General features: G+C 56.1%; 20 protein-coding genes. 13 read left to right on the top strand and 7 right to left on the bottom strand.

What is annotated here, in order from left to right; all coding sequences use genetic code 11:
- Positions 1–58 precede the first annotated feature (58 nt).
- Entirely contained in the window at positions 59–538 is a 480-nt protein-coding gene (locus tag QOL67_RS15670) for an REP-associated tyrosine transposase (protein ID WP_283426921.1), read from the top strand.
- Positions 539–637: 99 nt separating this feature from the next.
- On the opposite strand, the gene QOL67_RS15665 is transcribed toward QOL67_RS15670, so the two are convergent.
- Positions 638–1,615, bottom strand: coding sequence for a hypothetical protein (locus QOL67_RS15665; RefSeq protein ID WP_283426920.1), 978 nt, complete (start codon positions 1,613–1,615; stop codon positions 638–640).
- A gap of 95 nt (positions 1,616–1,710) precedes the next feature.
- The gene (gene ettA / locus QOL67_RS15660; RefSeq protein WP_283426919.1) at positions 1,711–3,366 is read right to left on the bottom strand and encodes an energy-dependent translational throttle protein EttA; all 1,656 of its coding nucleotides are present in this window, start codon (positions 3,364–3,366) and stop codon (positions 1,711–1,713) included.
- Positions 3,367–3,462: 96 nt separating this feature from the next.
- Here ettA and QOL67_RS15655 point away from each other — a divergent pair, with 96 nt between their 5' ends.
- Positions 3,463–4,020 (top strand): hypothetical protein, encoded by a 558-nt coding sequence (locus QOL67_RS15655; RefSeq protein ID WP_283426918.1) that lies wholly within the window; start codon positions 3,463–3,465, stop codon positions 4,018–4,020.
- Between the two features lie 55 nt (positions 4,021–4,075).
- Here QOL67_RS15655 and QOL67_RS15650 read toward each other — a convergent pair whose 3' ends face one another.
- Positions 4,076–4,573 carry a hypothetical protein gene (locus QOL67_RS15650; RefSeq protein ID WP_283426917.1) on the bottom strand — a complete coding sequence of 166 codons (498 nt, stop codon included), beginning with the start codon at positions 4,571–4,573 and terminating at the stop codon, positions 4,076–4,078.
- 670 nt (positions 4,574–5,243) lie between these two features.
- Here QOL67_RS15650 and QOL67_RS15645 point away from each other — a divergent pair.
- From QOL67_RS15645 to QOL67_RS15630, 4 genes are all read left to right on the top strand, one after another.
- Positions 5,244–5,774: a YcnI family copper-binding membrane protein gene (locus QOL67_RS15645; protein WP_283426916.1), complete on the top strand. Its 531-nt coding sequence runs from the start codon at positions 5,244–5,246 to the stop codon at positions 5,772–5,774.
- A gap of 106 nt (positions 5,775–5,880) precedes the next feature.
- Positions 5,881–6,486 carry a nicotinate-nucleotide adenylyltransferase gene (locus QOL67_RS15640; protein WP_283426915.1) on the top strand — a complete coding sequence of 202 codons (606 nt, stop codon included), beginning with the start codon at positions 5,881–5,883 and terminating at the stop codon, positions 6,484–6,486.
- Between the two features lie 314 nt (positions 6,487–6,800).
- Positions 6,801–8,531 (top strand): methyl-accepting chemotaxis protein, encoded by a 1,731-nt coding sequence (locus tag QOL67_RS15635; RefSeq protein ID WP_283426914.1) that lies wholly within the window; start codon positions 6,801–6,803, stop codon positions 8,529–8,531.
- A gap of 157 nt (positions 8,532–8,688) precedes the next feature.
- Entirely contained in the window at positions 8,689–8,814 is a 126-nt protein-coding gene (locus QOL67_RS15630; RefSeq protein ID WP_283426913.1) for a hypothetical protein, read from the top strand.
- A 15-nt stretch (positions 8,815–8,829) separates the two neighbouring features.
- Here the strand turns inward: QOL67_RS15630 and QOL67_RS15625 are convergent, their stop codons facing one another.
- Together QOL67_RS15625 and QOL67_RS15620 are read right to left on the bottom strand one after the other, a co-directional pair.
- Positions 8,830–9,618, bottom strand: coding sequence for a family 16 glycosylhydrolase (locus QOL67_RS15625; protein WP_283426912.1), 789 nt, complete (start codon positions 9,616–9,618; stop codon positions 8,830–8,832).
- A 151-nt stretch (positions 9,619–9,769) separates the two neighbouring features.
- Positions 9,770–10,303 (bottom strand): OmpA family protein, encoded by a 534-nt coding sequence (locus tag QOL67_RS15620; protein ID WP_283426911.1) that lies wholly within the window; start codon positions 10,301–10,303, stop codon positions 9,770–9,772.
- Between the two features lie 155 nt (positions 10,304–10,458).
- Here QOL67_RS15620 and QOL67_RS15615 point away from each other — a divergent pair, with 155 nt between their 5' ends.
- From QOL67_RS15615 to QOL67_RS15595, 5 genes are read left to right on the top strand one after another with little or no spacing between them, the layout of a single operon-like run.
- Entirely contained in the window at positions 10,459–11,610 is a 1,152-nt protein-coding gene (locus QOL67_RS15615) for an acyltransferase (protein WP_283426910.1), read from the top strand.
- A 15-nt stretch (positions 11,611–11,625) separates the two neighbouring features.
- The gene (locus tag QOL67_RS15610; RefSeq protein WP_283426909.1) at positions 11,626–13,134 is read left to right on the top strand and encodes a sugar phosphate nucleotidyltransferase; all 1,509 of its coding nucleotides are present in this window, start codon (positions 11,626–11,628) and stop codon (positions 13,132–13,134) included.
- On the top strand, positions 13,134–13,982 hold the full coding sequence (locus QOL67_RS15605; protein WP_283426908.1) for a hypothetical protein: 849 nt from the start codon (positions 13,134–13,136) through the stop codon (positions 13,980–13,982). The genes QOL67_RS15610 and QOL67_RS15605 overlap by 1 nt, the downstream gene beginning before the upstream one ends.
- A gap of 31 nt (positions 13,983–14,013) precedes the next feature.
- Positions 14,014–15,873, top strand: coding sequence for a glycosyltransferase (locus QOL67_RS15600; RefSeq protein ID WP_283426907.1), 1,860 nt, complete (start codon positions 14,014–14,016; stop codon positions 15,871–15,873).
- Positions 15,848–17,170, top strand: a complete 1,323-nt coding sequence (locus QOL67_RS15595; protein ID WP_283426906.1) for a DUF3131 domain-containing protein — start codon at positions 15,848–15,850, stop codon at positions 17,168–17,170. Before QOL67_RS15600 ends, QOL67_RS15595 begins: the two co-directional genes overlap by 26 nt.
- Before the next feature lie 106 nt (positions 17,171–17,276).
- Here the strand turns inward: QOL67_RS15595 and QOL67_RS15590 are convergent, their stop codons facing one another.
- Positions 17,277–18,449 carry an HlyD family secretion protein gene (locus QOL67_RS15590; protein WP_283426905.1) on the bottom strand — a complete coding sequence of 391 codons (1,173 nt, stop codon included), beginning with the start codon at positions 18,447–18,449 and terminating at the stop codon, positions 17,277–17,279.
- A complete protein-coding gene (locus QOL67_RS15585; protein ID WP_283426904.1) occupies positions 18,430–20,403 on the bottom strand; it encodes an ATP-binding cassette domain-containing protein in 1,974 nt (657 codons plus the stop codon). The genes QOL67_RS15590 and QOL67_RS15585 overlap by 20 nt, the downstream gene beginning before the upstream one ends.
- Before the next feature lie 183 nt (positions 20,404–20,586).
- Between QOL67_RS15585 and QOL67_RS15580 the strand changes: the two genes are divergently transcribed.
- Positions 20,587–22,275 (top strand): DUF3131 domain-containing protein, encoded by a 1,689-nt coding sequence (locus QOL67_RS15580; RefSeq protein ID WP_283426903.1) that lies wholly within the window; start codon positions 20,587–20,589, stop codon positions 22,273–22,275.
- Between the two features lie 11 nt (positions 22,276–22,286).
- Positions 22,287–23,873: a hypothetical protein gene (locus QOL67_RS15575; protein ID WP_283426902.1), complete on the top strand. Its 1,587-nt coding sequence runs from the start codon at positions 22,287–22,289 to the stop codon at positions 23,871–23,873.
- Positions 23,874–24,059: the final 186 nt, after the last annotated feature.

Here is a 24,059-nt window from a genome sequence, read left to right as displayed (position 1 = left end):
GGTGTGATGTTTGGTGTTGGTTAATCAGCCGTTAACTGGAATTTGGTAGGCTGGAGACATGTCCCACTATATTCGCCCCAAGGTGCCCGGCGCGACGGTGTTTTTTACCGTCAATCTTGCTGCGCGTGGCGGGGATTTGTTAGTGCAGCGCATTGATGCTCTCCGAGAGGCAGTCTTCAAAACACATGCAGAGCGCCGGTTTTATATTGATGCGTGGGTCGTGATGCCCGACCATATGCATGCGGTTTGGACTTTGCCTCGGGGCGATAGCGATTATGCAAGGCGATGGCAGATCATCAAGGCGCGGTTTTCGCGATCCGTACCGAAGGGCGTTCAGCGGAGCAGCCATGTGGCTCGACGGGAGCGGGCGGTGTGGCAGCGGCGCTTTTGGGAGCATCATATTCGTGATGCGGAGAGCTATAAAGCAGCGATCACGTATTGTCATATGAACCCGGTCAAACATGGGTGTGTTCAGCGCGCCGAGGAGTGGCCGTATTCGTCGGTGCATCGAGACATTGCATGTGGGCGATGGGTGTAGGGTGCGCATTTATTGCGCACCGTTGCCATGTGTGGTTGGGCGAAGTGGTGCGCAGTGAATGCGCACCCTACGAGGGCAGGGTAAGTTCGTGGTTTTGAGCTAAAGCGCGTTGAAAATTTGTGTTAGAAGAGTTTTTGAACGTGAATGCGCGAGCTTTGCAAATTCTATTGGGTCGGTTGATAGGTCTTCCAGCAACAAACGGTTTTCGACGGTGGGAGTAAATTTGAGAGGTTCCGTTTGTCCAGTTTGCTGATTGGTGGCGAGGCCGTCAAAGAACACATTTCCGTTTGTGATGCTCATATGGCGGATGTAAAGATCTTGGCCTCTACCTAAGCCAAATCCGGTTACTGCTTGACGATTTTGGATCGTTGCGTCCCGCTCGTGACGATTTGATGAAATTTCATGCAGTTTCTCCAACCAATTGCTATCTTGTTCGAATGGTTGAGTATTTTCAATCAGCTCAAAAATGCGGGGGTTCTTATTCTGCAGCTCATGTAACTGGTCCTTCTGCAGGCGTTCGGTGAAACGTTCTTTGTTCGACGTAACTGGAAAATATATATTGGGTTTGCCCCTGCCTTCTTTTTTTGAATTGTATTTCGCCCAGATTTGGTTCTGTGCTCTGTCTAGGAGTAGATGTAATGATATTAATGCGTCGGTTATATCGCTCGCCAGTGAATCAATGTCCTGTTCTTTTTCAAAATCTCTTTTGGCTTGCTGGATCGTTTTCTCCAGTTTGCGCAACTTGACGTCGTAAGAGGCGGGTAACACGATGGTTTTACTCCCTAGATCGATCAATTTAAGATTGCTCAGATGCACGGGTGGTTCAATACGATTTTGCGTTGGTTCACTTTTTGTCGGGCGAAGTTGTTTGAAATACAAGGGCACTTTTTGTGTGGTTTGCCCCGCAGTTTTCATTCCAAGTGCAGTGTTCTTGAAAGAGGAAACGCGTCCGTCGCCCGCCCTTTTTTGGACGGGTCGGACGCGTAAGTCCGCTTTGCGGGCTTTTCGGGGGATCAATTGAGGTGGTGAAAAGAGAAAACCCGCGCCGGAGCGCGGGTGTTTTTTGTTTTTGGTCACTCAGCGTTTGGGTGCCGTCTCACCGGGGCGCGTACGGGTTATTGGCTGCGCCAAAACCCTGCCACGCGCTGTAAGTGTTTGACGGGGTCAAACACTTACCGTGAAAATTTCTTATGCTTCAAGCGTTTCGGCTCCAGAGCATCCGCCCCAAGACGCCGTTTCTTGTCTTCCTCGTAGTCCTCAAAGTTGCCTTCAAACCATTCCACATGGGCGTCGCCTTCAAAGGCCAGCATGTGGGTACAGATGCGGTCGAGGAAGAAGCGGTCGTGGGAGATGACCACGGCGCAGCCTGCAAAATCCACCAGGGCGTCTTCGAGCGCGCGGAGGGTTTCCACGTCCAGATCGTTGGTCGGTTCGTCGAGCAGAAGCACGTTGCCGCCTTCTTTGAGCAGACGCGCCATGTGCACGCGGTTGCGTTCCCCACCGGACAGCAGGTTCAGCGGTTTCTGTTGATCGCCACCTTTGAAGTTGAACGACGAGCAATAGGCGCGGGAGTTGACCTGGGCGTCACCCAGTTCGATGATTTCCGCGCCGCCGGAGATGGCTTCCCAGACGGTGTCTTTGTCGTTTAGGTCATCGCGGGACTGGTCGACGTAGGAGAGCTTCACGGTGTCGCCGTATTCCACGGTGCCTTCGTCCGGCTGTTCCTGACCGGTGAGCATTTTGAAGAGCGTGGATTTACCGGCGCCGTTGGGGCCGATCACGCCAACAATGCCGCCCGGGGGCAGGGAGAATTCGAGGTTTTCGATCAGCTGCTTGTCGCCATAGTGCTTTGAGAGCCCGTTGACCTCGATGACCTTGGAGCCCAGACGAGGCCCGTTTGGAATGACGATCTGGGCGCGGCCAACTTTCTCACGCTCAGACTGGTTGGCCATCTCGTTATAGGCGCTGATACGGGCTTTGGATTTGGCCTGACGGGCTTTTTGACCCTGACGCATCCAGTCAAGTTCGCGCTGCAAGGTTTGCTGCTTGGATTTGTCCTCGCGGGCTTCCTGCTCCAGACGTTTGGCTTTCTGCTCCAGCCATGCGGAGTAGTTGCCTTCGTAAGGAATGCCTTTGCCGCGGTCGAGCTCGAGGATCCAACTGGTGATGTCATCCAGGAAGTAACGGTCGTGGGTGACGCAGAGGATGGTGCCTTTGTAGTCGATCAGGTGCTGCTGCAGCCAGGCGATGGTTTCCGCGTCCAGGTGGTTGGTCGGCTCATCCAGCAGCAGCATTTCGGGCGCTTCGAGCAGCAGTTTGCAGAGCGCCACGCGGCGGGCTTCCCCACCGGAGAGGTCTTGAATGCGGGCGTCATCAGGGGGGCAGCGCAGGGCCTCCATGGAGATGTCGACCTGGCTGTCGAGATCCCAGAGGTTTTGGGCGTCGATGTCGTCTTGAAGTGCGGCCATTTCCTCAGCGGTTTCGTCGCTGTAGTTCATGGCAAGTTCGTTGTAGCGGTCCAGAATGGCCTTTTTCGCGGCAACGCCCAGCATTACGTTTTCGCGCACGGACAGGCTTTCGTCGAGCTTTGGCTCCTGTGGCAGGTAGCCAACGCGGGCGCCTTCGGCGGACCAGGCTTCACCGGTGAAGTCTTTGTCCAGACCGGCCATGATCTTCATCAGGGTCGATTTACCGGCGCCGTTGACACCAACCACACCAATTTTCACGCCTGGAAGGAAGGACAGGTGGATGTTTTCAAAGCATTTCTTGCCGCCGGGGTAGGTCTTGGACACACCCTGCATGTGGTAGACGTACTGATAAGCTGCCATGGGAGTCGACTCCGAAGAAAAATGTTGTTTCAGCGGGTCTAGCCAAGCGTGGGCAAAAGGGCAATGATCCGCGCGGTTTTGAAGAAGGAAAGTGACATGCGGTGGTTGGCGGTTGTGGGAATGTTGTGGGCCACTCAGGGGGTGGCGCAGGTGACCAATTATGAGGCGGATGGCAATCTGGAGAGCACCCATGAGGTGGGCTGTGTGGCGCTCAGTGAGTTGTCCAACGCCTATTCGCCTGCCGATTTGGCGGGAGGGGTGATCCGCTGTTTTAAAGATGATCAGGATGACCGCGCGTTTGAGATGGTAGTGACCATGCAACTGCGCACGGCGTTTGACACGCTGCGGGTGGAAGACACCACCGCACATCAGGCCGGTCAGGTGATGATGCTGGAAATTCAACATGCCACTGGCGAGGCGTTTGGCCCGCGCATGCAGGAGGCTGTGGCGCGGTTTGGCGATAGCGGCAGCCCCAAGCATTCCGCATTGTGTGCGCAGATGGCGGACTTTGGGCCGCCCACGCATTCGCCACGCTACATGGTGCAACATGGGATGACGGCGTTTACCGGACGCGAGGGCGACGGGCTGTTGGATGACTTTGACCCAGCGGAGAGTTGGGAGATGTTGTTGGAAGAGTATCTGCAGTGTGAGTGAGGCGGTCTGAGACAGGCGGCTAGTCGAAAACGATTTGCCACCTGTCGGCTTAGAGTTAGTTGTATTCTTGAAGAAACTGAACGTCGCCGTTAAGGCCATAGAGCATTTCGGTCAGTACGCGACCATCCGGCATCAACTCGTGTTCCAAAGTGACACTTTTGGCGCCAGCATATCGCTGCGCCGGTCCTCCACTGCATGTTGTTTTGAATTTCTGGAGCAGGTTCCCGCGTTTTTTGCGTGGTTTTCCGACTAGAGCAACGTCCCCAACTTTTCCGGCACAGTTTTTTCGGACAAACGTCTGAATTTCACCAATTGAAAAACCGTCGACCAACAAAGTGCCTTCCACGGTAGGGGTTTTTTTCTTGATACGATAACTGACATATTTGTCGGCGGCTGCGGCGGGGAGTGCGGTACATAGGCACAGTGCCGTTGCTGCTACAATAAGCTTTTTCATTATTCGACTTTCGTAATTTTCCGAGAGATTGTGTATTTTGTTTATCGCTATGCGTGCAAGAGCTGATTGCAGCTTTCGGGAGAGCGGCGGCGTCGTCATCCGCCTGAGTTTGGTCTTCCCGCCGCAACAGTCCACTAAAACTCCATGCTTTACGGAATGCCATATGTCGCGCGTGGACAGAAAATTGACTTGCTTGGGGGATCGTTTGATCCACAGGAAAGCTGGGAGATGCTTTTGGAAGAGTATCTGCAGTTTGAGGCCTGATGGCACAATTTAAAGGTGTTTTCTTGCGGTGGCTTGAGCTAGGTCATGTCGCAGCGGTTACCCACAGGTGACAAAGCCAAAAGTTGTCCTTGAATAGCTGAAAGACCGCAGGCGTTGAAAAGCAGAGTCCTGATAAATCTCTTCGTGTTGCTGTTTGCGGCACTGAGTTTTGCGACGTTTTCAACCGCCCATGTCACCCGCGCGGTAGCGGAGCCTGTGTTTGACGTTACAGGGCTGTTTGGCGCTGGGGACATCTGCGGCGAAATGGGTGGCGACGCTGGGCTGGAGTGCCCAAGCTGTATCGTAGCCGCAACCGTTTTGCTCGTGCCAACGCAATCAGTGCCGACCCCTGTTTCCTCCTACCGGGAGCGGGCCCTCTGGCCGTCTCAGACGTGGTCTGTGAGGGCGGGCGAAACAGCCTATTTTGCAAGAGCACCGCCATCTTTTTCCTGACCAGGCAAACGGAGGGACCCCTCCACATCTCAAAGATATCAGGAAAATGAAAATGAAAATCTCTCACATTGTGTCCGCCTGCGTGTTTGCGGCGGTAACCGGAACTGTCGCCAACGCCCATGCCACACTTGAAGTCAAAGAAGCCGAGGTGGGCAGCTACTATAAAGCTGTGGTGCGTATCGGCCATGGCTGCGATGGCTCGGCCACCAAATCCATGCGGGTGCAGATCCCAGAAGGCGTGCTGTCGGTGAAGCCAATGCCCAAGCCAGGCTGGACGCTGGAGACAGTGAACGGCGCGTATGAAAACAGTTATGAGCTGCATGGGCGGACCATGACGGAAGGTGTCAAAGAGGTGGTCTGGACCGGTGAATTGGCGGCTCCTCACTTTGATGAATTTGTCTTTATGGCGAAGCTTGATAAGTCGCTTCCAGCTGGCGAAATGTTGTTCTTCCCAACGGTGCAGTCCTGTTTTGAAGGGGCAAATCCATGGGTGGAAATCCCGGCCAAAGGTCAGGATCCACATGAGCTTAAAAAGCCAGCGCCTGGGTTGATGCTGACTGCACCCAACGCGCACTCGCACTAAACCCATAATATGAAATTGGAGATGGGCGGCCAAGATCGGTCGCCCTTTTTTGTGCCTTTGGCGCTTTGATGTTGACTTCCCGCCCGCCCAAAGCTTTTTAGCCTGCGTGCCTTACGGATTGCCATATGTCGCGCGCGGCCAGAAAATTGGCCTGCTTGGGGGATCGTTTGATCCACCACATGCAGGCCATGTGCACATTACCAAAGAGGCGCTCAAGCGATTTGGTCTGGATCAGGTCTGGTGGCTGGTGAGCCCGGGCAATCCGCTCAAGGATCGTGGACCGGCTAAACTTGCGCGGCGCTTGGCGGCGGCGCGGGAGATCATGGCGCATCCGCGGGTGCATGTCTCTGATTTTGAGAGCCACGTGGGGACACGCTACACAGCGGAGACGCTGGCTGTGCTGCAGGACAAATGTCCGCAGGCGCGGTTTGTTTGGCTGATGGGCGCCGATAATTTGGCGCAGTTTCATCGCTGGAAAGACTGGCAGGACATAATGGCCCGAGTGCCCGTGGGGGTACTGGCCCGTCCCGGTGATCGGATCGAAGCGCGCACAGCCAAGGCGGCACAGGTGTTTCGAACGGCGCGGCTGCACCCCAAAAACAGCCGTGCCCTGAGTCGCGCCCACGCGCCGGCTTGGGCGTTTGCCAATGTCCCTATGCAGGCAATCAGCTCTACTGAGTTGCGAAAAAACGGTTCGTGGCCAAAGGGTTAAAGTGTTTCTGCTTTATAAGTGAAATACTGTTGTCCCGCGTAAGTCTCTATTAACTCAGCAGATCTAATTTGATCGAGGAACTAAAGGCGTCTGTGCGTCTTTTGGACAAGCGAAACTGCGGTTTCCCCATCAAGACACACAGAGGCACACAGTGTTTACGGGTTTTCATTTGGCAATTGGGCCAGGTGGGAGGTGAGGATTTGGGCTTGTCTGATGGCAGGTTATGATCGCGTAACAGATTGAAACTGCGCCAAAAAATGGCGCCTATGCAGGCCCCTCCACAGGATGTGGCGACGGTCTGGCCGGAGCGAATAATGACTGGTGAAAAGAAGCGGTCTTTTGGGTTGTCGATTATGGGGCGGCTATTGTTGCCGATCGTGGCCTGTATCCTGGTGTCCTTCATTGCGACCACCGTGTTTTGGGTGAGCAAGCAAAGCAACACCCTGATTAAGGCGTTTGAGAGCGAATTGGCGCTGTCGCAGACCTTTGTGGCACCGCCGGTGGCAGCCGCGGTTTGGGATTTTAACACCGATGGTGCCGCAGGTGCCATTGCCGGTGTGACCCAGATGGAAAATGCGTTGTTTGCCAAAGTGTTTGTCGATGGTGAGCTTTTTGCAAAAGTGGCTGTTGAAGGCGCGGATCAAACCGGTTGGGAAGAAGGCGTGGCCGAGATTCTGGCGATGGAAGAAGCCGAAGCGCGGTTTGAAACGAACCATGTGGCCTATGTGAAATTTCCGATCCACCACACCGATGGCACAGTTGTGGCCGAAATGGTGATGGGATTTTATGACGGCGTGATCGCTGCTGTGGTGAACAAGCTGTATATGCAGTCGCTGCTGGCTGTGGCGCTGATCTGTTTGGTGATGTCTGCCATTGTTTATGTCTCTGCAGCAGGTGTGACCCGTCCGCTGGCGCGGATTGTGGCGCGGATCACAGCGTTGCGGGAGGGTGACACCGCAAGTGAGGTGCCCTCAACCGATCGCAAAGATGAATTGGGCCGGCTGGCGCGGGCGGTGCGCGAATTTGTGGAAACCATCAAAGCCAACAAGAACATGGAAGAGCAGGCCCAGGCGTCGGCGCGGGAGCAATCCGAGGTGGTCAATGAACTGGCGGATGGGTTGAATCATCTGGCGCAGGGCCAATTGAGCCATCGCATCACCACGGCGTTTAGCAGCGATTATGAAATGTTGCGGGCGGATTTCAACAAGACCGCAGAAGCTTTGGACGATGTGATTGGCCGCGTGTTGGGTACCATTTCGCAGATCGAAGACGAGACTGGCGAGATGGCGGAAGGCACGCAGAATCTTGCCAAACGTACTGAGGCTCAGGCCGCAACGCTGGAGGAGACCGCAGCCGCGATTGGCTCGATCACTGACAGTGTGCAGACCGCGTCTGATCAAACCAAATCGGTTGAAAGCACAGTGACAGCCACCAAGAGTGACGCGTTGCGCGGCGGCGAGATTGTGAAATCCGCGATGGAAGCGATGCAAGACATCAAAGACAGCTCCGGAAAGATCAGCGAGATCAACCGCGTGATTGAGGACATTTCGTTCCAGACCAATCTTTTGGCGCTGAATGCCGGGGTTGAGGCTGCGCGAGCTGGTGATAGCGGTCGTGGCTTTGCTGTGGTGGCTTCGGAGGTGCGCTCTCTGGCGCTGCGTTCCGCGACCAGTGCGCATGAGATCAAGGAATTGATTGATACCTCATCTGACCAGGTTGAGGTTGGCGTGGATCTGGTGGATCAGGCTGGCAAGGCGATCGAAGAGATCATCACCAAGATCCAGGAAGTGAGCAAGCTGGCAGTGCAGATTGCCGACAGCTCCCGCGATCAGGCAACCGCGATCACCGAGATCAACTCTGGTGTGATGGATCTTGACCGGGTCACTCAGCAGAACGCCAGCCTGGTGGACCGCTCCAGCGCGCAGGGACGGGCATTGCAAGAAGCCGCCGGTGAGTTGGCTGAGCTGGTTGGCAGTTTCCGCCCGTCTTCGGTGAGCGGGGCAAATTCCAATGCCTATGACGAGGACTTCCGTCAGACGGCTTAAACAGCAGGTGGAACAATTTTGAAGGCCGGTGTGCAGGGAATGTGTGCCGGCCTTTTTGTGTGGATTGGGGCAGTGAAAATTTTGCGGAGTTCACTTTGGTTTTACCGAATCCCGCCAGCATGAATGTTGTAGCGGCTGGTAGCAGAGAGGACTTTTTATGCAAAAACACGTGGTGATGTTTGTGACTCTGACGGTTATGGCGGTGTCGACCATGGCTGCAACGGGCTCTGCAGAAAACGGCTTTGCAACCTCTGCTGCATTTGGGTTTTTGAAAGGCCATTGAGTTGGCGCCGATCGGCTATGGTGAGAGCCGTCCGGTGGCCAGTGCCGTACCCAACCCCGATGTGAGCGTGATAAGCGGCGCAAATTGCATGTGGCCCACATAAGCCTGTGCAGAGGTTCCCTCTGCCGCAACGCCGGCCCAGGAGGCGACGCTTTTGTCCACCGCCCATAGATTGGCAAACAAGTAGCCTGGTTCCTTTGGCAGCGGGGACTCTGCCTCGGTCACTTCAAAAATCAGCTTGTCCTCGGCAAACCACCGCAAGCGATCCGAATGCCATTCAAAGGCATAACGGCGCGGTTGGTCAGCGGCGTCAAACCCCAATGGGATTTTACGGCTTCTGAGATGACCGTCCACAAACCAGGCGACCTGAACTTGGGTGGTGTCCTGCCCAAGAAACTCAATGTCGATTTCATCATGTCGGGTGCCATAGTGCGGCCCGGTATAGGTGAAAAAACCGGTGACAATGCCGTCACCCCGCGCCGGGTGCAGCACCGCCTCGTAGCGGCCATAGTGGCTTGGCGTGTCGCGCCGGATTGAAGCCCCTAAAAAGCGGTTTTCTGTGGAAGTCTGCGGGGTCAACGACAGATGCAGCCCTTGATCAAACCGCAGGTTTTTGCGGCTCCAGTCGGTGTCAAACGCCGGGTGGCTGAAGTTGTAATGTGCGACATGCCAACTCGCTACAGGTGGCTGCACAAACTGTTCACTAAATCCGTTGATTGGATCAGCCAACGCCGGACTGGCTGCCGCTAACGCCACGGCCCAGCCAAGACGCAGGCGGCGCCAGCTTTCGAGTATCCCACGCATCAGGCCCCCACCCGATCAAGGTTAATGGATTATTTCCACACCTTTGAGATCACCAGACAGGGCAGGAGGGCAAGAGAAAACGCGCGCGTTGGTTAACGTGCATTTTGGTTAATGATTGCGGTGGATTTGCCGTAATGGGACGGATTTTGCGTTACGGGCAGGTCTTGGCCTGAATTTCCACGCGGCGGTTATGTACGGACGTGCTTTCCAAACCGGACAGAGGCAGTGCTTCGCCTGCGGAGTCGACGACGCGGATGCGCGAAGGGTCTTTCAACCCGTCGCGCAGCGCAGCTGCAACTGTTTCGGCACGCTTGAGTGCCAGTGCCTTATTGGCGTCCGCACCACCGCTGCTGTCAGAGTGGCCAATCAGGCGCAAGCACGCGGACTGCATCACCGATGTATTTAGCACGGACAGCAGCACCGCAAGCTGTACCTGTGCGTCGTCATTCAAACTGGCGCCGCCTTGTGGGAAAAAAATGTGGCTTTCCAGCACCTCATTGGGCAGGGCCGTTTGGGAGGACGACGGCGACCCGGCGCTGAGCGAACCGCATTGCGTGGGTTCCACGCCGTACTGCTCCACGGCACGGGCGCAGAGATCAGCTTCATTCAATGCATTTGCTGCGCTTGGATCAAAACCGCCGAGCAAAGCCAGCATCAGTAGATGGGGGAACCGAAAGACACACATAACAACTCTCCTAGCCCCATCAGGGTAAGAACAAACTGTTGCGAAGCGGTAAATGAATGTAGAACAAAATAAAAACAAATGCGCATTTGTTCACTTTTTGTTCAGATGTGGCGGCGACACTGATTGTGTTGTTTGTTTGGTAAATGGTGAACTGCATGGTTGCAGATGGTCCTTATGCGGGGCGGCACACTTGGATCGACGCCTTGCGCCTTTTTGCAGGTGTGTCGATGGTTGGGTTGCATGTGACAGCGGATGCCCAAGGGCAGCCGTTCCCGGAGGCGGATCCTGCGGCGCGCCTGGCGCCCATGGTGCTGCGCGCGCTGCTGTATACGGCGCGGACGGAACTGTTTTTGATGATCTCGATTATGTTGCTGTTGATGGCGCTTTCCCGGCGCCCCCGCAGTTATGGCACAGTGATGGCTGAACAGGCACGTAGGCTGCTGATCCCATTTGTGTTCTGGACCGCGGCTTATGCGTTTTACAACCTTCTGAAGGCCCGGTCGTTGGGGTATGAGGCTGAGGTTTTTGCCGCGCTTCAACAGCCTGTCACTTGGGCCGGGTATCTGCTGTTGGGGGATGTGAAGTATCACATGCATTTTATCCCAACGCTGTTTGCGCTCCTGCTGTTTTTCCCACTATTCGGGGTGGCGGAACGGAAGCCCGCGCTGGGCCTTATGGTGGTACCGGCATTGCTGCTGAAACAGCGGGTGGACCCTGTGCTGTATGCCGCCCTTTGGGACACGGAAACGCTTGGCTATGCGGTGCGTGCCCTCAAGGTACTGAGTTATATTGGCTACGGCATGGCGGCAGGTGCGGTTTTGGGAGTATGGCGCCAAACCACGGCAGCGCAGCGGCAAATCTGGATTTGGCCAATTGCCCTGATTGTGATTGTGTTGCTCGCCCTCAAGCTGATTAGTACAGCCAAGGTGATCGCAACCGGCCTCTGGGTGTATGACAATCCTTTTGTCTTTTGGGCGGATTACTTGATGCCGGTGGCGCTTTTGGTTTTATGCCTGACCCTGGCCCATAAGGCGTGGCCGGCTGGGCTGTCGCGGCTTTCGAAGTACGCGTTCGGGCTTTATTTGTGCCATCCGGTTTTTCTGGACCTTGCGGAAGTGGCGTTGGCGGGACGGGATGTCACGCCCAGTCAGTCTATTGTGTTGGAACTTGCCTGGACGCTTCCCGCAACCGGCTGTTTCGTCTGGGCGCTGAGCCGCCTCAGGTTGACCGCGTGGACAGTGGGATTGGGTTCTCTGCCTGATTTTCCCTTGTTTCGTTCACCGCAGAAAGCCGGAACGCGCTCTTAGATCAAGGAGACTCCAATGCTTACGAATTCTGAAGATGTCGGCATGATTTCGATCCTGAAGATCGCCGCGGCACGGCTGACATCAGCCGACTACGCCACGTTGAAAGCCGCAGAAGCCCAATGTGCCGTCCGCGGGCGCTCGGCAATTTTGGTGGATCTCAGTGCAGTGCGCCGGATTGCGCGCTCTGGCCTTGCAGCATTGGTCGAGTTTCAAAGTGAAGCGCCACATCAGATGGCGGTTGGGTTCTTTGGGGCGGGCGAGCGTGTTCAGAAGGAAATCTCAAAATGCTCTTTGGCCAAATTGTTGAGAGTGTTTAAAACCCGTAAAGATGCGCTTGCGGCCCCGGTATTTCGCGCCCGGCAATTGACCGGCGTAAAGGCCGTGATTTTGGTGGCAGGACAAGGCGCGCGCATGGCGCCGCTCAGTCAGGATACACCCAAACCGCTGCTCGATTTCCTCGGGCGACCGATACTGGACCATGTGCTGCGGCATCTTTCGGGGTTTGGGATCAGGGACTTTATCCTCAATCCCGGGCACCTGGCCCCTCAGTTCCACGCGCATGTGCGCAGCTCGCCATTGCGCAGTTTCCAATTTTTGAATGAAGGTGAGTGGTACGGTGATCAGTGGCAGGGTGCTCCCCTAGGATCGGCCAGCACCCTGCGACATCTGCAGCGCAACACCCGTGCGTTTGACGAGGATTTCCTGGTGTTTTGCGGCGATGCTGTAACCAATGTCGATGTGGCGGCATTATTGGCGCAGCATCGCGCCAGTGGTGCGGATGTGACAATGGCCGCACAGCATGTGCCGCCCGCGCGTGTGCAACAATACGGCATCATTGATGCGGAGAGATCTGGACGCATTCGACGGTTTATCGAGAAGCCAGCGCCCAAAGATGCCCCATCCTGCCTGGCCAGCACCGGCATCTACGTCTTTGCGCCAAGAGTTTTGAAACATGTGTCTGCGCAGCCTGAGCAAGACATTGCGCAGCATTTGCTGCCCAGGCTTTTGGCCGCAGGGCAACATTTGCAGGTCTACGATGCCCCTTTCAGTTGGATCGATATGGGCAACCCACAAGACTATTTCTCTGGCCTATCTCGCGGACTGCGCGGGCTTATCCCTGACCTGATGCCAAACGGGCAGCTGATACGGCGGCACGTCTGGGCTGCGGATGGAGCACAAGTCTCGCCGCGTGCAGTGATTGTTGGACCAGCCTTTATCGGCGCGGATGCGGTGGTGGAAGCTGGTGCAAAGCTGGAGGGGCCGGTTGTGCTTGGTGCCGGCGCACGGGCCTGTGGACGCAGCTTGGTGCGCCGATCCGTGGTGTGTGCGCAAACCCGCATAAAACCGGGAACTTGGGTTGATGACATGATTGTGGCGCCTGATTGGGCGGTTGATCACCGCTATATGGACAGCCATGCGCAACCGCACACGCCGCTTGGCGGTGTTGAGGTTGAGCCGCTTCAGGATAGGGAGCCTTTGATACAGCCTCAACCTACGGTGCGGCAGGCTGGCGGAGGTGTGTGATGAGGCAAAAAGGGCAAGTGGAGCGCCTGGCTGCAAAGGTTTGGCGATGGTTGTTGGGATTTGGGTCACTGGTGTGGCAAGTCGGTTTGATCGGGGTTTGTATCGTTTTTATGTTCCATTCGGTGCGGGCTGATACCGTACGTGCAACCTCAGCGCAGGACAGATTTTGGATTTTGTGGGAGCGGGTTGACTTTGTTGGAACGCATTGCCCGGGGGGCGCGCAGTGTCAGGAGCGGCGCAGCTTTTCAAGCCGTCCTCTGGACACCAGCAACACTGGGTTTATTTATCGATTGTTTGGTGTGCATGATGGCGGAAGTCAGGCAGGAGGGCTGCCGCGTGACCACCCCGAAGCGCCGGAAGTTTGCCTGAAAAATCAGGCGGCTTTGAGCCTTGGTTTTGACCCGAGGGCTTTGCCTCGGTCTGAAAAAGGAGAAGTGTTACGGGGGGTTAAGCAACTACACCTGGACCTGACAACTCTTAAGCCTCCACCTGGATTTGATGGAACATTTGGGCGCCAGCTGCAAAAAGCCTTTGACGCCAAACTCGCGGCAGCAGGCATTCGGATTGTCCCCCAAGACCAACTTCATCTTGTGCCAGGACAACCCACTTTGAACCTCTATTTTTCGTTCTCTGATCCAAGCGATCTGTGCAAATACGAGTATTCAGTTTTTGCCAGCTTGTCGCAGGAGGTGCTGTTGACCCGGGATCTTCGGATCAAGGTTGCGGCCGGTGTTTGGTCTTACTCGACGGGATCCACGGCCAAGGACCATCACGGGACAGAAGCTGACGCAATTATGCGTGTTGTGGACATGTTTGTACGCGATCACCAACAGGCGAATGCGCGCTGATGATGACAGGGCCATTGGAGGTGCACACACAATGACCAAGCCGTATTTTGAGCAGTTTTCCCATCGCCAAGCGCCCATCTATGCGCCCCTCGGTTCCTGTCGCCGGTGGGTTTGGAACTTTTTGGCTGGCGCAACCATTGCCGCCGGCGCGGCCTATTTGCACTGGCGCTGGACTGCCTCCCTAAATTCGGACGCCTTTGTGTTTTCCGTTTGTGTCGCCACTGCGGAGAGTTTGTTTTTCTTGGGCACGTCGTTGTTTTACTTCGACATCTGGGATGAAGGGGACACGCCTTTTGGCGCGGTTTGGGATGATAATCCCTGGCGCACGCCGCAATCCACAACCACCACGGTGGATATTTTTGTCACCACGTATGATGAGCCGCTCGACGTTGTGGGGCCTTCGTTGGAGGCTGCGGCGGCTGTATACGTGCCTGACGGGGTGCGGGTACGCGTTTGTTTGTTGGATGACGGGGATCGTGCCGGAATGGCGTTGGAGGCGGATCGCCGCGGCATAAGCTACTTCGCACGGCAAACAAATGAGGGGTTTAAAGCAGGTAACTTGAGGCATGCGCTGTTGCGCACATCAGGGGATTTTGTTGTGATTTGCGACGCTGACACCAGGCTGCTTCCGTCGTTTTTGCAGAACACCATGGGCTATTTTCGTGATCCAAACGTGGCTTGGGTTCAGACGCCGCATTGGTTTTATGACTTGCCGGAAGGCGAGAGTTGGCACAGATGGGTAACACGTCAAAGCCCAAGGTGGATACGGGCGTGTCCCAGGACAGCGAGGTGGTGCTCGCGGGTGATCGCGCGTGTTTTGACTTGGATGAGTGGAAAAAACCGCGTTGGGCGGGATCCCTTTTTGTCCGACCCAAGTGTGTTTTTTGATGTGATTCAGCGGCGGCGAAACCGCAACGGTGCCTCGTTCTGCTGTGGCGCGGCGTCCATTCATCGTCGGGAAGCGGTGTTTGATGCCGCCTTGCGTGACAAAACGCAGTCCGTAAGTAAGGCCGCAGCAAAAAGTCGTTTGAACACTCAGGCTTGCCTCTCAGCGCATCCCTTGCAACCGTACCGGTTTCATGTGTCAGAAGACCTATACACGTCGATTTTGATACACGCAGATCAAGCGGCAAGGTGGACTTCGGTATACCACCCTCAGGTGGAAGCACGCATGTTGTCGCCATGGTGTATGACAGCCTGGGCAGCGCAGAGGCTCAAATATGCCGGTGGTACGTTTGATATCGCAATCTGGGACAATCCACTGTTTCGCAAAGGGCTGAACTGGCGCCAAAAGCTGCATTATGGGGCGACGTTCTGGTCTTATCTGAGCATCCTGTGGGCACCGGTCCTGCTATTGGCTCCGGTTGTGTCACTTGCCACGGGGTGGGCGCCGGTTTCGGCCTTTTCGGTGGAGTTCTTTCAACGATTTTTGCCGGCGGTGGTCCTGGGAGAGTTGGCCATGGTTGCGGCCTGTAAGGGGCACGCGATCGGCGCCGGACGTGTCATGGCTGTTGTGGCTCTGCCAGTTCAGCTGCGGGCGCTCTATTGTGTATTGCGTCGCCAAACGCCTCAGTTTGCTCCAACACCCAAACTGCCCAATGCTGGTGGCACGCCAAACATGCGGCATGTCTGGCCGCATGTGACCCTTTTGGGTGTCATGGGCGGTGCGGCCGTTCTTGGTGTTTGGCAAACAGCGCAGCACGTCCCCGGCTACAGCGCGTCACTGTTGTGGGTCAATCTGTTTTGGCTGGGCGTGAATATGAGCTTTGTGGTGCGCGCTGTCCAAATGGCGCGCTGGCGTCCGCCCGCGCATTTGTCGCAAGACCACACCACAGTCTCCCAGCAGAGTACAACGGAGGTGCAACATGTCGCCCACTCCTATTCAAACTGACGCCCCTGTCCGGGCCAATCGGTCAAGTTTTGCGTTCCTCACCGGGCTTTTGCTGACGGCGGGGATCGCCGTGCAGCAGGACGGTTGGGGCCGCGTTATGCGTGACACCGGCTTGGCGCAACTGCCACAAACCGAGGGGCTTCAGCCCAAACCTGGACAGGGAATGACGACACAGGACTGGCGCTCGGCTGCGACGGCTTGGCGGTATTTCGAAAGCCATTATCGGGCCGAAACCGGGCTTGTGGATGCCATCCATGACCACCCCAGCGCAACCCTGTGGGATCAAGGCAGTTATCTCATGGCGCTTCTGGCTGCAAAAGGCTTGGGGATAGTGGATGACGGTACGTTTTTGAGCCGCAGCGATGCGTTTTTGAGCGGATTGGAGCGCCTGCCGTTGTTTGAAGGACGGCTGCCAAATAAAGCGTATGATACCCGCAGTCTTGCCATGGTGGATTATGCCAACACGCCCGTGCCGGAGGGCATCGGCTGGTCTGCGCTGGATGTGTCTCGACTGCTCATGGCGTTGCGTATTCTGGAGATCCAAACGCCAGAATATGGCCCGCGCATACGGGCCTTGCTTGCGACCTGGGATTTGGCAGCGATGACCGCGGAGGGGCGGCTGTGGGGCAGTAGCCGGCAGGACGGCCAGACACGGTATCATCAGGAAGGGCGCATTGGCTATGAGCAGTATGGCGCACGGGCGGCCGCGCTTTGGGGATTGGATGTGTTGGGTGCCAGCACTGCGCGCCCTATCATGGCGTGGGAAGAGGTGTCAGGTATAAACATCGGCATCGATCGACGGCGGGCAAAAGATTTTGGGGCGATCACACCAGTGGTCAGTGAACCTTATGTTTTGCAAGCTTTCGAAACAGGTTTGAATGCAGAAGGACGGCTTTTGGCCAGTCGGCTGTATCAGGCGCAAGAAGCGCGGGCACGGCAGACAGGCCAGGCCACTATGGTGAGCGAAGATCACATCGATCAAGCGCCGCATTTTCTGTATGGGGCGGTTTTTGGCAACGGGGCAGATTGGGCGGTGTTGGCCGAAGACGGCAGCGCTCATGATGCGCTCAGAACAGTCAGTTTGAAAGCTGCGTTTGCCTGGCAGGCACTGTATGGCACCCCGTACACAGAGGAAGTGGTTGTCGGTCTGGATCACCTGGCTGGTGAACACGGCTGGTATGCGGGGCAATATGAGGCTGATGGCCGTGTCAACATGGCGCTGACCTTGAACACCAATGCGGTTGTTTTGGAAGCCTTGCACTATAAACACAAAGGGCCATTGCTGCTGGTTGAGTGACGGCGGTCTCAAAATATTGGGACAAGAAATGTGCTGCAATAGATAAAGCTCCGGAGTGGTTTCGGAGCTTTTCTATGGATAAATCACGGATGGGGTGGCTGGCGAGCTAGAAAGAGCGTTTCATGCGGTCTGTGGCAGCGCTTAACATGCTACTGAGCTTTTGCACCGGGAGGTCAACTTGCATGGATGAGCGTGTGCCTGCTGGCAAAGTGCGCAAAATGCCTAGTGTTTGTTGGTCCGGCGTGGACAGGCGCACAAGCACTTCGCTGGCGTTGCTAGCGCTGGTGTCCATGCTTTTGATGGTTTGCACGCGGGCCGGAAACCGGTTTTGCGGCACCGGTATACCTGCCAGAGTGACAAACAACGGATCGCCAACATGTAGGGTGTCCGCTTCTGATACCGGGATTACAAACCGGGCTTGATACGTGTTGGGAGCGTCCGTTTGAATTTGCGCCAAAGTGACATCCCACGCCCGCGCGGCGGTTTCCGGCAGCCGGCGGAGGCGCTCGATACGCCCGTCCTGTGGGGCGTAGAGCCATGGATCAGCGGCGATTTCTTCCAGGGTTAGCAAGCGCGTGTGTAGGGCAGCCGAATCTGCTTCCAGCGCCGTCAGCTCATGAAGGCGGCTGGCGTCTTGAGATTGAATTAGGTCTGCCAATTCAAACTCCACATCACGTACCACACTATTGAGGGTTTCCCGCTCCAACGCGGCACGCAGCATCAGGATTTTTTGCTCGGCTGGCGGCGTGTTTTTTGCGCGCAAGACCAGCTCGCGCACGGCAAGCGCGGTTTCGCGTTGAAGGCTATGGCGGCGGTGCATCAGCTGCTCCCGCGCCAATTGCTGGCGTCTTTTGGCGTTGTAACAGGATTGCAAAGACGTCGAGAGCGTTTCTCCGGAACTTGTCGGAGGGAGAGAAGGATCCCGCCAGCACGTGCTTGCTGCTGCATTTTCCGCGAGATCCTGGCGCAGCCTGTCGAGCAATTCATGGAGCGCAACTTGATCAAGTCTCGCGAGCTTTTGCCCAACAACCACTGGATCACCATTGATAATTAGCAGCTCGCTTAATGTGACATCAGCTGGCAAAACCACGTCGACGAAGGGCGTTTGGCTTTCAAAGGAGCCGCGCACACTGCGCGCGGGCTGTACCGAAAAACGGGTGGCAAAGGCCCAAGCGCTGATCACCAGCAGGCTTGTCGCCAAGAGCGCCCATAATACCCACATCCATTGCAAGGGGTTGAGGCTGCGCGGTGGGTGAAGATCAAGTTTGGGACGGTGCATCGGCATGCCCTTTGCGGTTTTCCTGCAGCCGAGGATCATAGGTTTTCATTGTGACCTGAAGATAACCTTCTCCGTCTTCGCCACCGGTTTCCACTTCCAGGCTGTCGCGCATAATTTTGGCAAGTGGGGACAAGCGCTCACCTTCGACAGAGGTGTCTGCGGCGACCCGAGCTTTTTGCATGGCGCCTGAAGAGAGAGCCAAGCGCGGGTCAATCATGCGCAATTGGCACTGCCCAACAAAATGTTTGAATTCAAAAGAGACGTTATCCGAGCTGTTACTGCTGTCGCTTGGTGCCTGGCAGGCCACGGCCAGCATTTCATTGGCCACCATACAGACCGCACGGCGGTTCCCTTCATCCCCGTCGCGGCGGAATTGGCTGCAAAGCCAGGCATCCAACGCCTCTTCATTGTCCAGCTCACGGGTGGTGACAAAACGGCTCCAACCGGAAGACAACCGCGCCCGGATTTCCGCCGTTGAAGCAAATTCGATCACGCGTCCGTTTTGCATCATTAACAAGCGGTCGCAGCGTTCCAGGAGCTGGCGGTTTTCGGTGGCGAGCAATGTGGTATGGCCCAGTCGGGCCTCAGAACGCAAACGGTCACCAAGGGCTGCGAGCAGGCTTTCACTGGCGCCATCTTCGGGTCGGTCAATCAAAAATAGCCCAGGGCGCAGCGCCAATGCGCGCGCCAGAGACAAGGCCTTTTGCTCTGTGCGGGAGAGGTGGCGTACGTCTGATGCGTTGAGAATTCGAGACACGGTGTCCGCGGTAAAGACCAAAGATTGCAGGGCCTTGCGGGCGCGATCCAATTGCGCATCTCCGCAAAAACAGGACAGGTTCGCCGCGCCACCGCCCGGCACGGACAAGGTTTCGGGGGGCACCAATACACTTTGGATCGGGCGGTCCTCACCATTGCGGCTCCAAAGAGAGGCGCCTTGCAGGGCGACATGACCTTCAATCTGTAACCCGGTGAGGTCATGTGGTGCGTGCAGGGCTTGCATTAAGAGAGACTTGCCGGAGAAGCTGTCGCCAGACAGGCCAATCACTTCGCCAGGCTCGACGCGAAAGGACACATCGGACAACAGGGCCGCTCCGCTTGCCGGGCGCACAGTTAAATGGTGCACAACAAGGGAAGTGTTGTCGCCCTCCGGATCCGCCGAATACGGGGGCGGTAAAAGCACCACCTCATCGGCGCGGCCAAGGCGTTCGGGATCGGCAACGGAGCGTTGGCGAAAATAGGCAAAAAACGCGTCCACAGACCAATAGGTCACCAAAGCACTGGTGGCGATGGCTGCGATGTTGATAACCTCAGTTGCGCTGAGCCAACTGGCCACAGCAAAACCTGCGATAAGTGCGCCAAGGCTCAGCACTTTCTGCAGCCCTTCCAGTAACGCGCTGTCCCCGCGGGCGGCGTTGGCCAAATCGATGGCCCTTTGATCCCGTCCGGACAGGAAGCTGGTGGCTTCTTGCGGCAAGAACTCCCACATGGGTTCGCGGCGGGTCCATCGCGCGGCCATGCCGCAAAGGAGCCAGCTCAACACGCCGCCAACAACAAAAGGCGCCGCCATCAGCGGGTGCAGAAAGCCAAACACCCCTCCTGCGAGCACCGCAACAAGAGCCTGGCCGGTTACGGCATTGCGCTTTCGGATGTGGCGGTAGCCGGAAAGTGCTCGGGCGTGTCCAACATCAAAAATCAAAATGCCCAGGATTGGCACCACGGCTCCAAAGGCGAGCAATACCGCAAGAATGCGTTGTCCCTCTTGTGCCACAAGTTCGTAAAAAAACACGACAAAAATAGCGACCGCGAGTAGGCATATGCCGCCTCCAAACGAAAAGAGAAACGACACCCCGTGTGTCCACATGGGCACCGTGCGATCCCGAAATGCACTTGGCTCATTTGAAATTGTGCCAATGACATCCAGAGATAGGTCAGGCAGCGCGCGATCATGAGACATAAAACAACACCCGGTTACTCAAAGAACATGGAAAGAATATCGGGATGAGGTTAAGAAGGCGTTTGCGTGTAATTTTTTGTTCTTATTTTGTCCATTACCGGTAATTTGGCGATCAAATATTGAAGTTGCCAATTCTTAACCATTTTGGGGTTTTATAGATGTATTCCGTTTGGAGTGTGTTTTATGAAGAGTGCTGTTGGTTCCAGCAAGCGAGCCCCGATCGTGGGTGTCTTGATGTTTTGCCTTGTGGTGGTGTGTATCACCGGAGCGAGTTACGCAGTTGGCGTCTCTGCGCGCCGCGTGTTTCTAGCCCAGGAAGACGAGGTCATTCCGATCATAGCTGGGGGCGCATTGGATGAAATTCCCGCCCTTATGAGAGGCAATTTGCCCAGCGTTACCAGTAGTATGGCCGTTGAGCAGCGCCGCCGTGAAAAACCGCCACGCATGTGCGACATGCCTGCGGATTACTTTGATCAACAAAGCCGAGGGGAAAATGCCCCGCATGGCTATGACAAGCACAACGCTTATGTGCGAAAATACCGCAGCCGTCGCGGGTTCCTAAATGAACGTGATATGCGGGCAGCTCAGGTTGCATGGCACTACTTCGAACAGTTCACGCAGGAGTCCACCGGATTGGCCAATTCGGTGGGGAATTACCCGTCCACCACACTGTGGGACACTGCATCTTATATGGCAGGTCTGGTTAGCGCTTATGAGCTTTGCCTTATTGAAAAGCCAGAATTTGATCGCCGCATCACGCAGTTGTTGACGACCATCAAAGGCTTGGATTTATTTCGCAAAGAGCTGCCCAACAAAGTGTATCACACCAAAACCGGCGCAAAGGTGGATTATACCAATAAACCGGGTGAAATTGGATTTTCCGCACTGGATATCGGGCGCTTTCTTGTGTGGATGCGGATCTACAAAAATCGCTACCCCTATTTGGCCAACACCATCGATTCGGTGCTTTTGAAGTGGGATTTTCGCAATGTGATTGACGATGAGGGGCTGATGTTTGGCGCCTATGTCGACAAGGAAACGGATGAAACGGTCTATGCCCAGGAAGGGCGGCTGGGGTATGAAGAGTATGCGGCCAAGGGTTTTGCCCTCTGGGGGTTTCGGCCGCGATTGGCCCATCGTGCAGAGCCGTTTTTGACAGCGTCCATTTTTGGCATTCAGGTGCCGTATGATGGCCGCGACCCTCGAATTTTCCACTCTCAAAATTATGTGGTGACAGAGAGTTACCTGCAAGACGGGTTGGAGCTGGGTTTTGATCTCCCACATGACGACAGCAGTCCTGAGTGGGTGCATACCGACGGGTGGCGCGCCGAGTTTGCCGATCGGATTTATCAGGTGCAGGAAAACCGTTGGCGTCAGACCGGGTTTATGACTGCGCGCTCAGAACACAATGTCAAAGGGCCACCGTATTTCACTTACGATACAATCTTTTCGGACGGCTACCCGTGGAACACCGTGACGCCGCGCGGCGACTACGTCCCGGATCATTCCGCAGTGGCGGCCAAGGCGGCGCTGGGCCTCTGGGCCTTGTGGGAGACCGAGTACACGGACGTGCTCTATGAGGCGATGATCGAGCTCTACGATCCGGAAAACGGCATGTATGAAGGGCTTTACGAGCGCGGGCAGGGACGGGTCGGCATTTTCACAGCCAACAATAATGGCATCATTCTCACCGCCTTGCTGCACAAGGTGCAGGGCACAATTCTGACGCCTTACACGGGCGACACAGAGGTCTGGTACACCGCGTTCCGCGATCAAGACATACGATTGTTGCGCCATTACCCGGACCCCCCCCAGAAAGACGACTGGCTGCCGGCTTTGCGTCATTCAGTACAAGAGAAGGCTGATTTCTAATGCGACATACCATGCAGGCACTATTTTTCTCTTTGGCCGTTTCGATCGGCGCCGCGTCCTTTGTGGCGGTGCAACCAGCGCGAGGCCAAGATCGGAGCGCCGAGGCGTTTGCTTCGGAAAATGCCATCCTGGATACGGCCATTCCCTTTGCCATTGGCGCACGGGAGGCACGACAGGCGTTGCGAGGGGCGTTTGGCTGGCCCAGCTTTCAAGAAGGGCTGGTGCAAGGGGTCTATTTCCGGTTTGATCCAGATGGGTATGCGCGGTTTGCCCCTACGCCGCGGTTGGATGTCGACGTGTTTGAGGTGATCTGTCGGCCGCGTACCTATGCTTGCGCGGCGCGTAAAGACGGGCTTGAGGTGTTTCTGACTGAGCGGGGGCAGCTGCAGATGCGGCTGGAACACGCATTGGCTGGCGACATGTTTTTTGTGTCTGAGGGCGTCTCGGAGATACAGGTGCCTGAGCGCATCTTGCAGCCATTGGATGTGCAACTTGAATTGCTTTTGGGCGCGGGTGGGGAGCTGAGCACCCGGCGGGGGTCCACCGAAGTTGGGCGGGTGTCGCTCAAAGGCTTTTCGGCGGTCACAGCCTATCTGCGTTGGATTGCTGCGCGCCAGGATTACGCCGTGTTGCCAAGAGGGTGGCCTGTGCCAAACGCAGAGAGCGCAGGGGGTATGACGCAGCCGGCGGCGTGGAATTCTCCAATGCCACAGCCACAAGTGGTGGCGCCAGGGTATGGAACTCCAATGGCAACTGGGATTGCGCCGGCCACCTCCGCTGCTCCTCTCACGTACTCTGCGCAAGTGCCGCAGACCACAATGGTGCAAAGCAACACAATTCCGCCCGTGCAAGTGCAGCCAGTGACGATCCAGCCGGTGCTGTCACCGTATAGTGCGGGCGCACCAGACGTGCTGGATGCTGAAACCTTGCGACGAGAACTGGCCACGTTGAAAGACCTGTTTGTTGAGGCACAAGATGCGGATGCAATGCGGGCCAGACCCTCGGCGCTGTTTTCACAGCAGGATGCTGAACCTATTGGGCAACCATCGCAGGCTGAGGTAAAAAAGCTGTTTGAGGCGATGGAGCGGCTGCAGGCGCAGGTGTCTCAGTTCCAGCCCAATGCAACAGGTTCGTATGCCTCACTAAGCAATTCGACCCAACCGGTGCCTTTGGGCAATCTGGGGCGGGATACCGAGAGGACAGATTCTTCTCCGCCAGTTCAGGGTCAGAGCAGCGCCCGTATGGCCTATTTGGTTCAGCACCTGGGATTTGATGCACAGACAGCGCGCGCAATTTTACAGGCGGTTCCAGACAATAGGATCATACCCTCTCAAGCCAGCGCCATTCCAGGGCTGAGCACCCTGACAGAAATTGCCGCAACGCCGTCAAATGTCTTGTATGAAAACGCGATGGTGGATCAAATTTTGGCTGAGTTGGAGACCGAGATGGCCGCCGCAGGCACGGTTGAGCACCAAGGTGTGGCATTGCCGGGGCAGGCATCAGTGGAAGAGTATCAACTGTTGTCGCGGTATTTTGTGTCCGCGGCGCTGCCAGCTTTGTTGTCGCGCACAGGGGCGGGACATGTGCTTCAGCCCTAAGCTCTCCGTTTTTTTGTGCGGTAAAGGTCGAGAGCTTTGGCGGTCGCGTTTGACATGTGTTTTGGCTTCGGAGGGGCGGACGACCATGGGTTTGCCACTCAGACGGCCCATCCTGAATGTCCGGGAAGGGGCGCAAAGTCCTTGCGTAGGTTGGCCTACATTGGCTAGGCCTATGCAGGCAACAAA

It is taken from the genome of Shimia sagamensis (assembly GCF_900182745.1).
Taxonomy (GTDB): domain Bacteria; phylum Pseudomonadota; class Alphaproteobacteria; order Rhodobacterales; family Rhodobacteraceae; genus Shimia; species Shimia sagamensis.
Note: the sequence above shows the minus strand (reverse complement) of the source record. Positions and strands in the feature narration are given on the sequence as shown.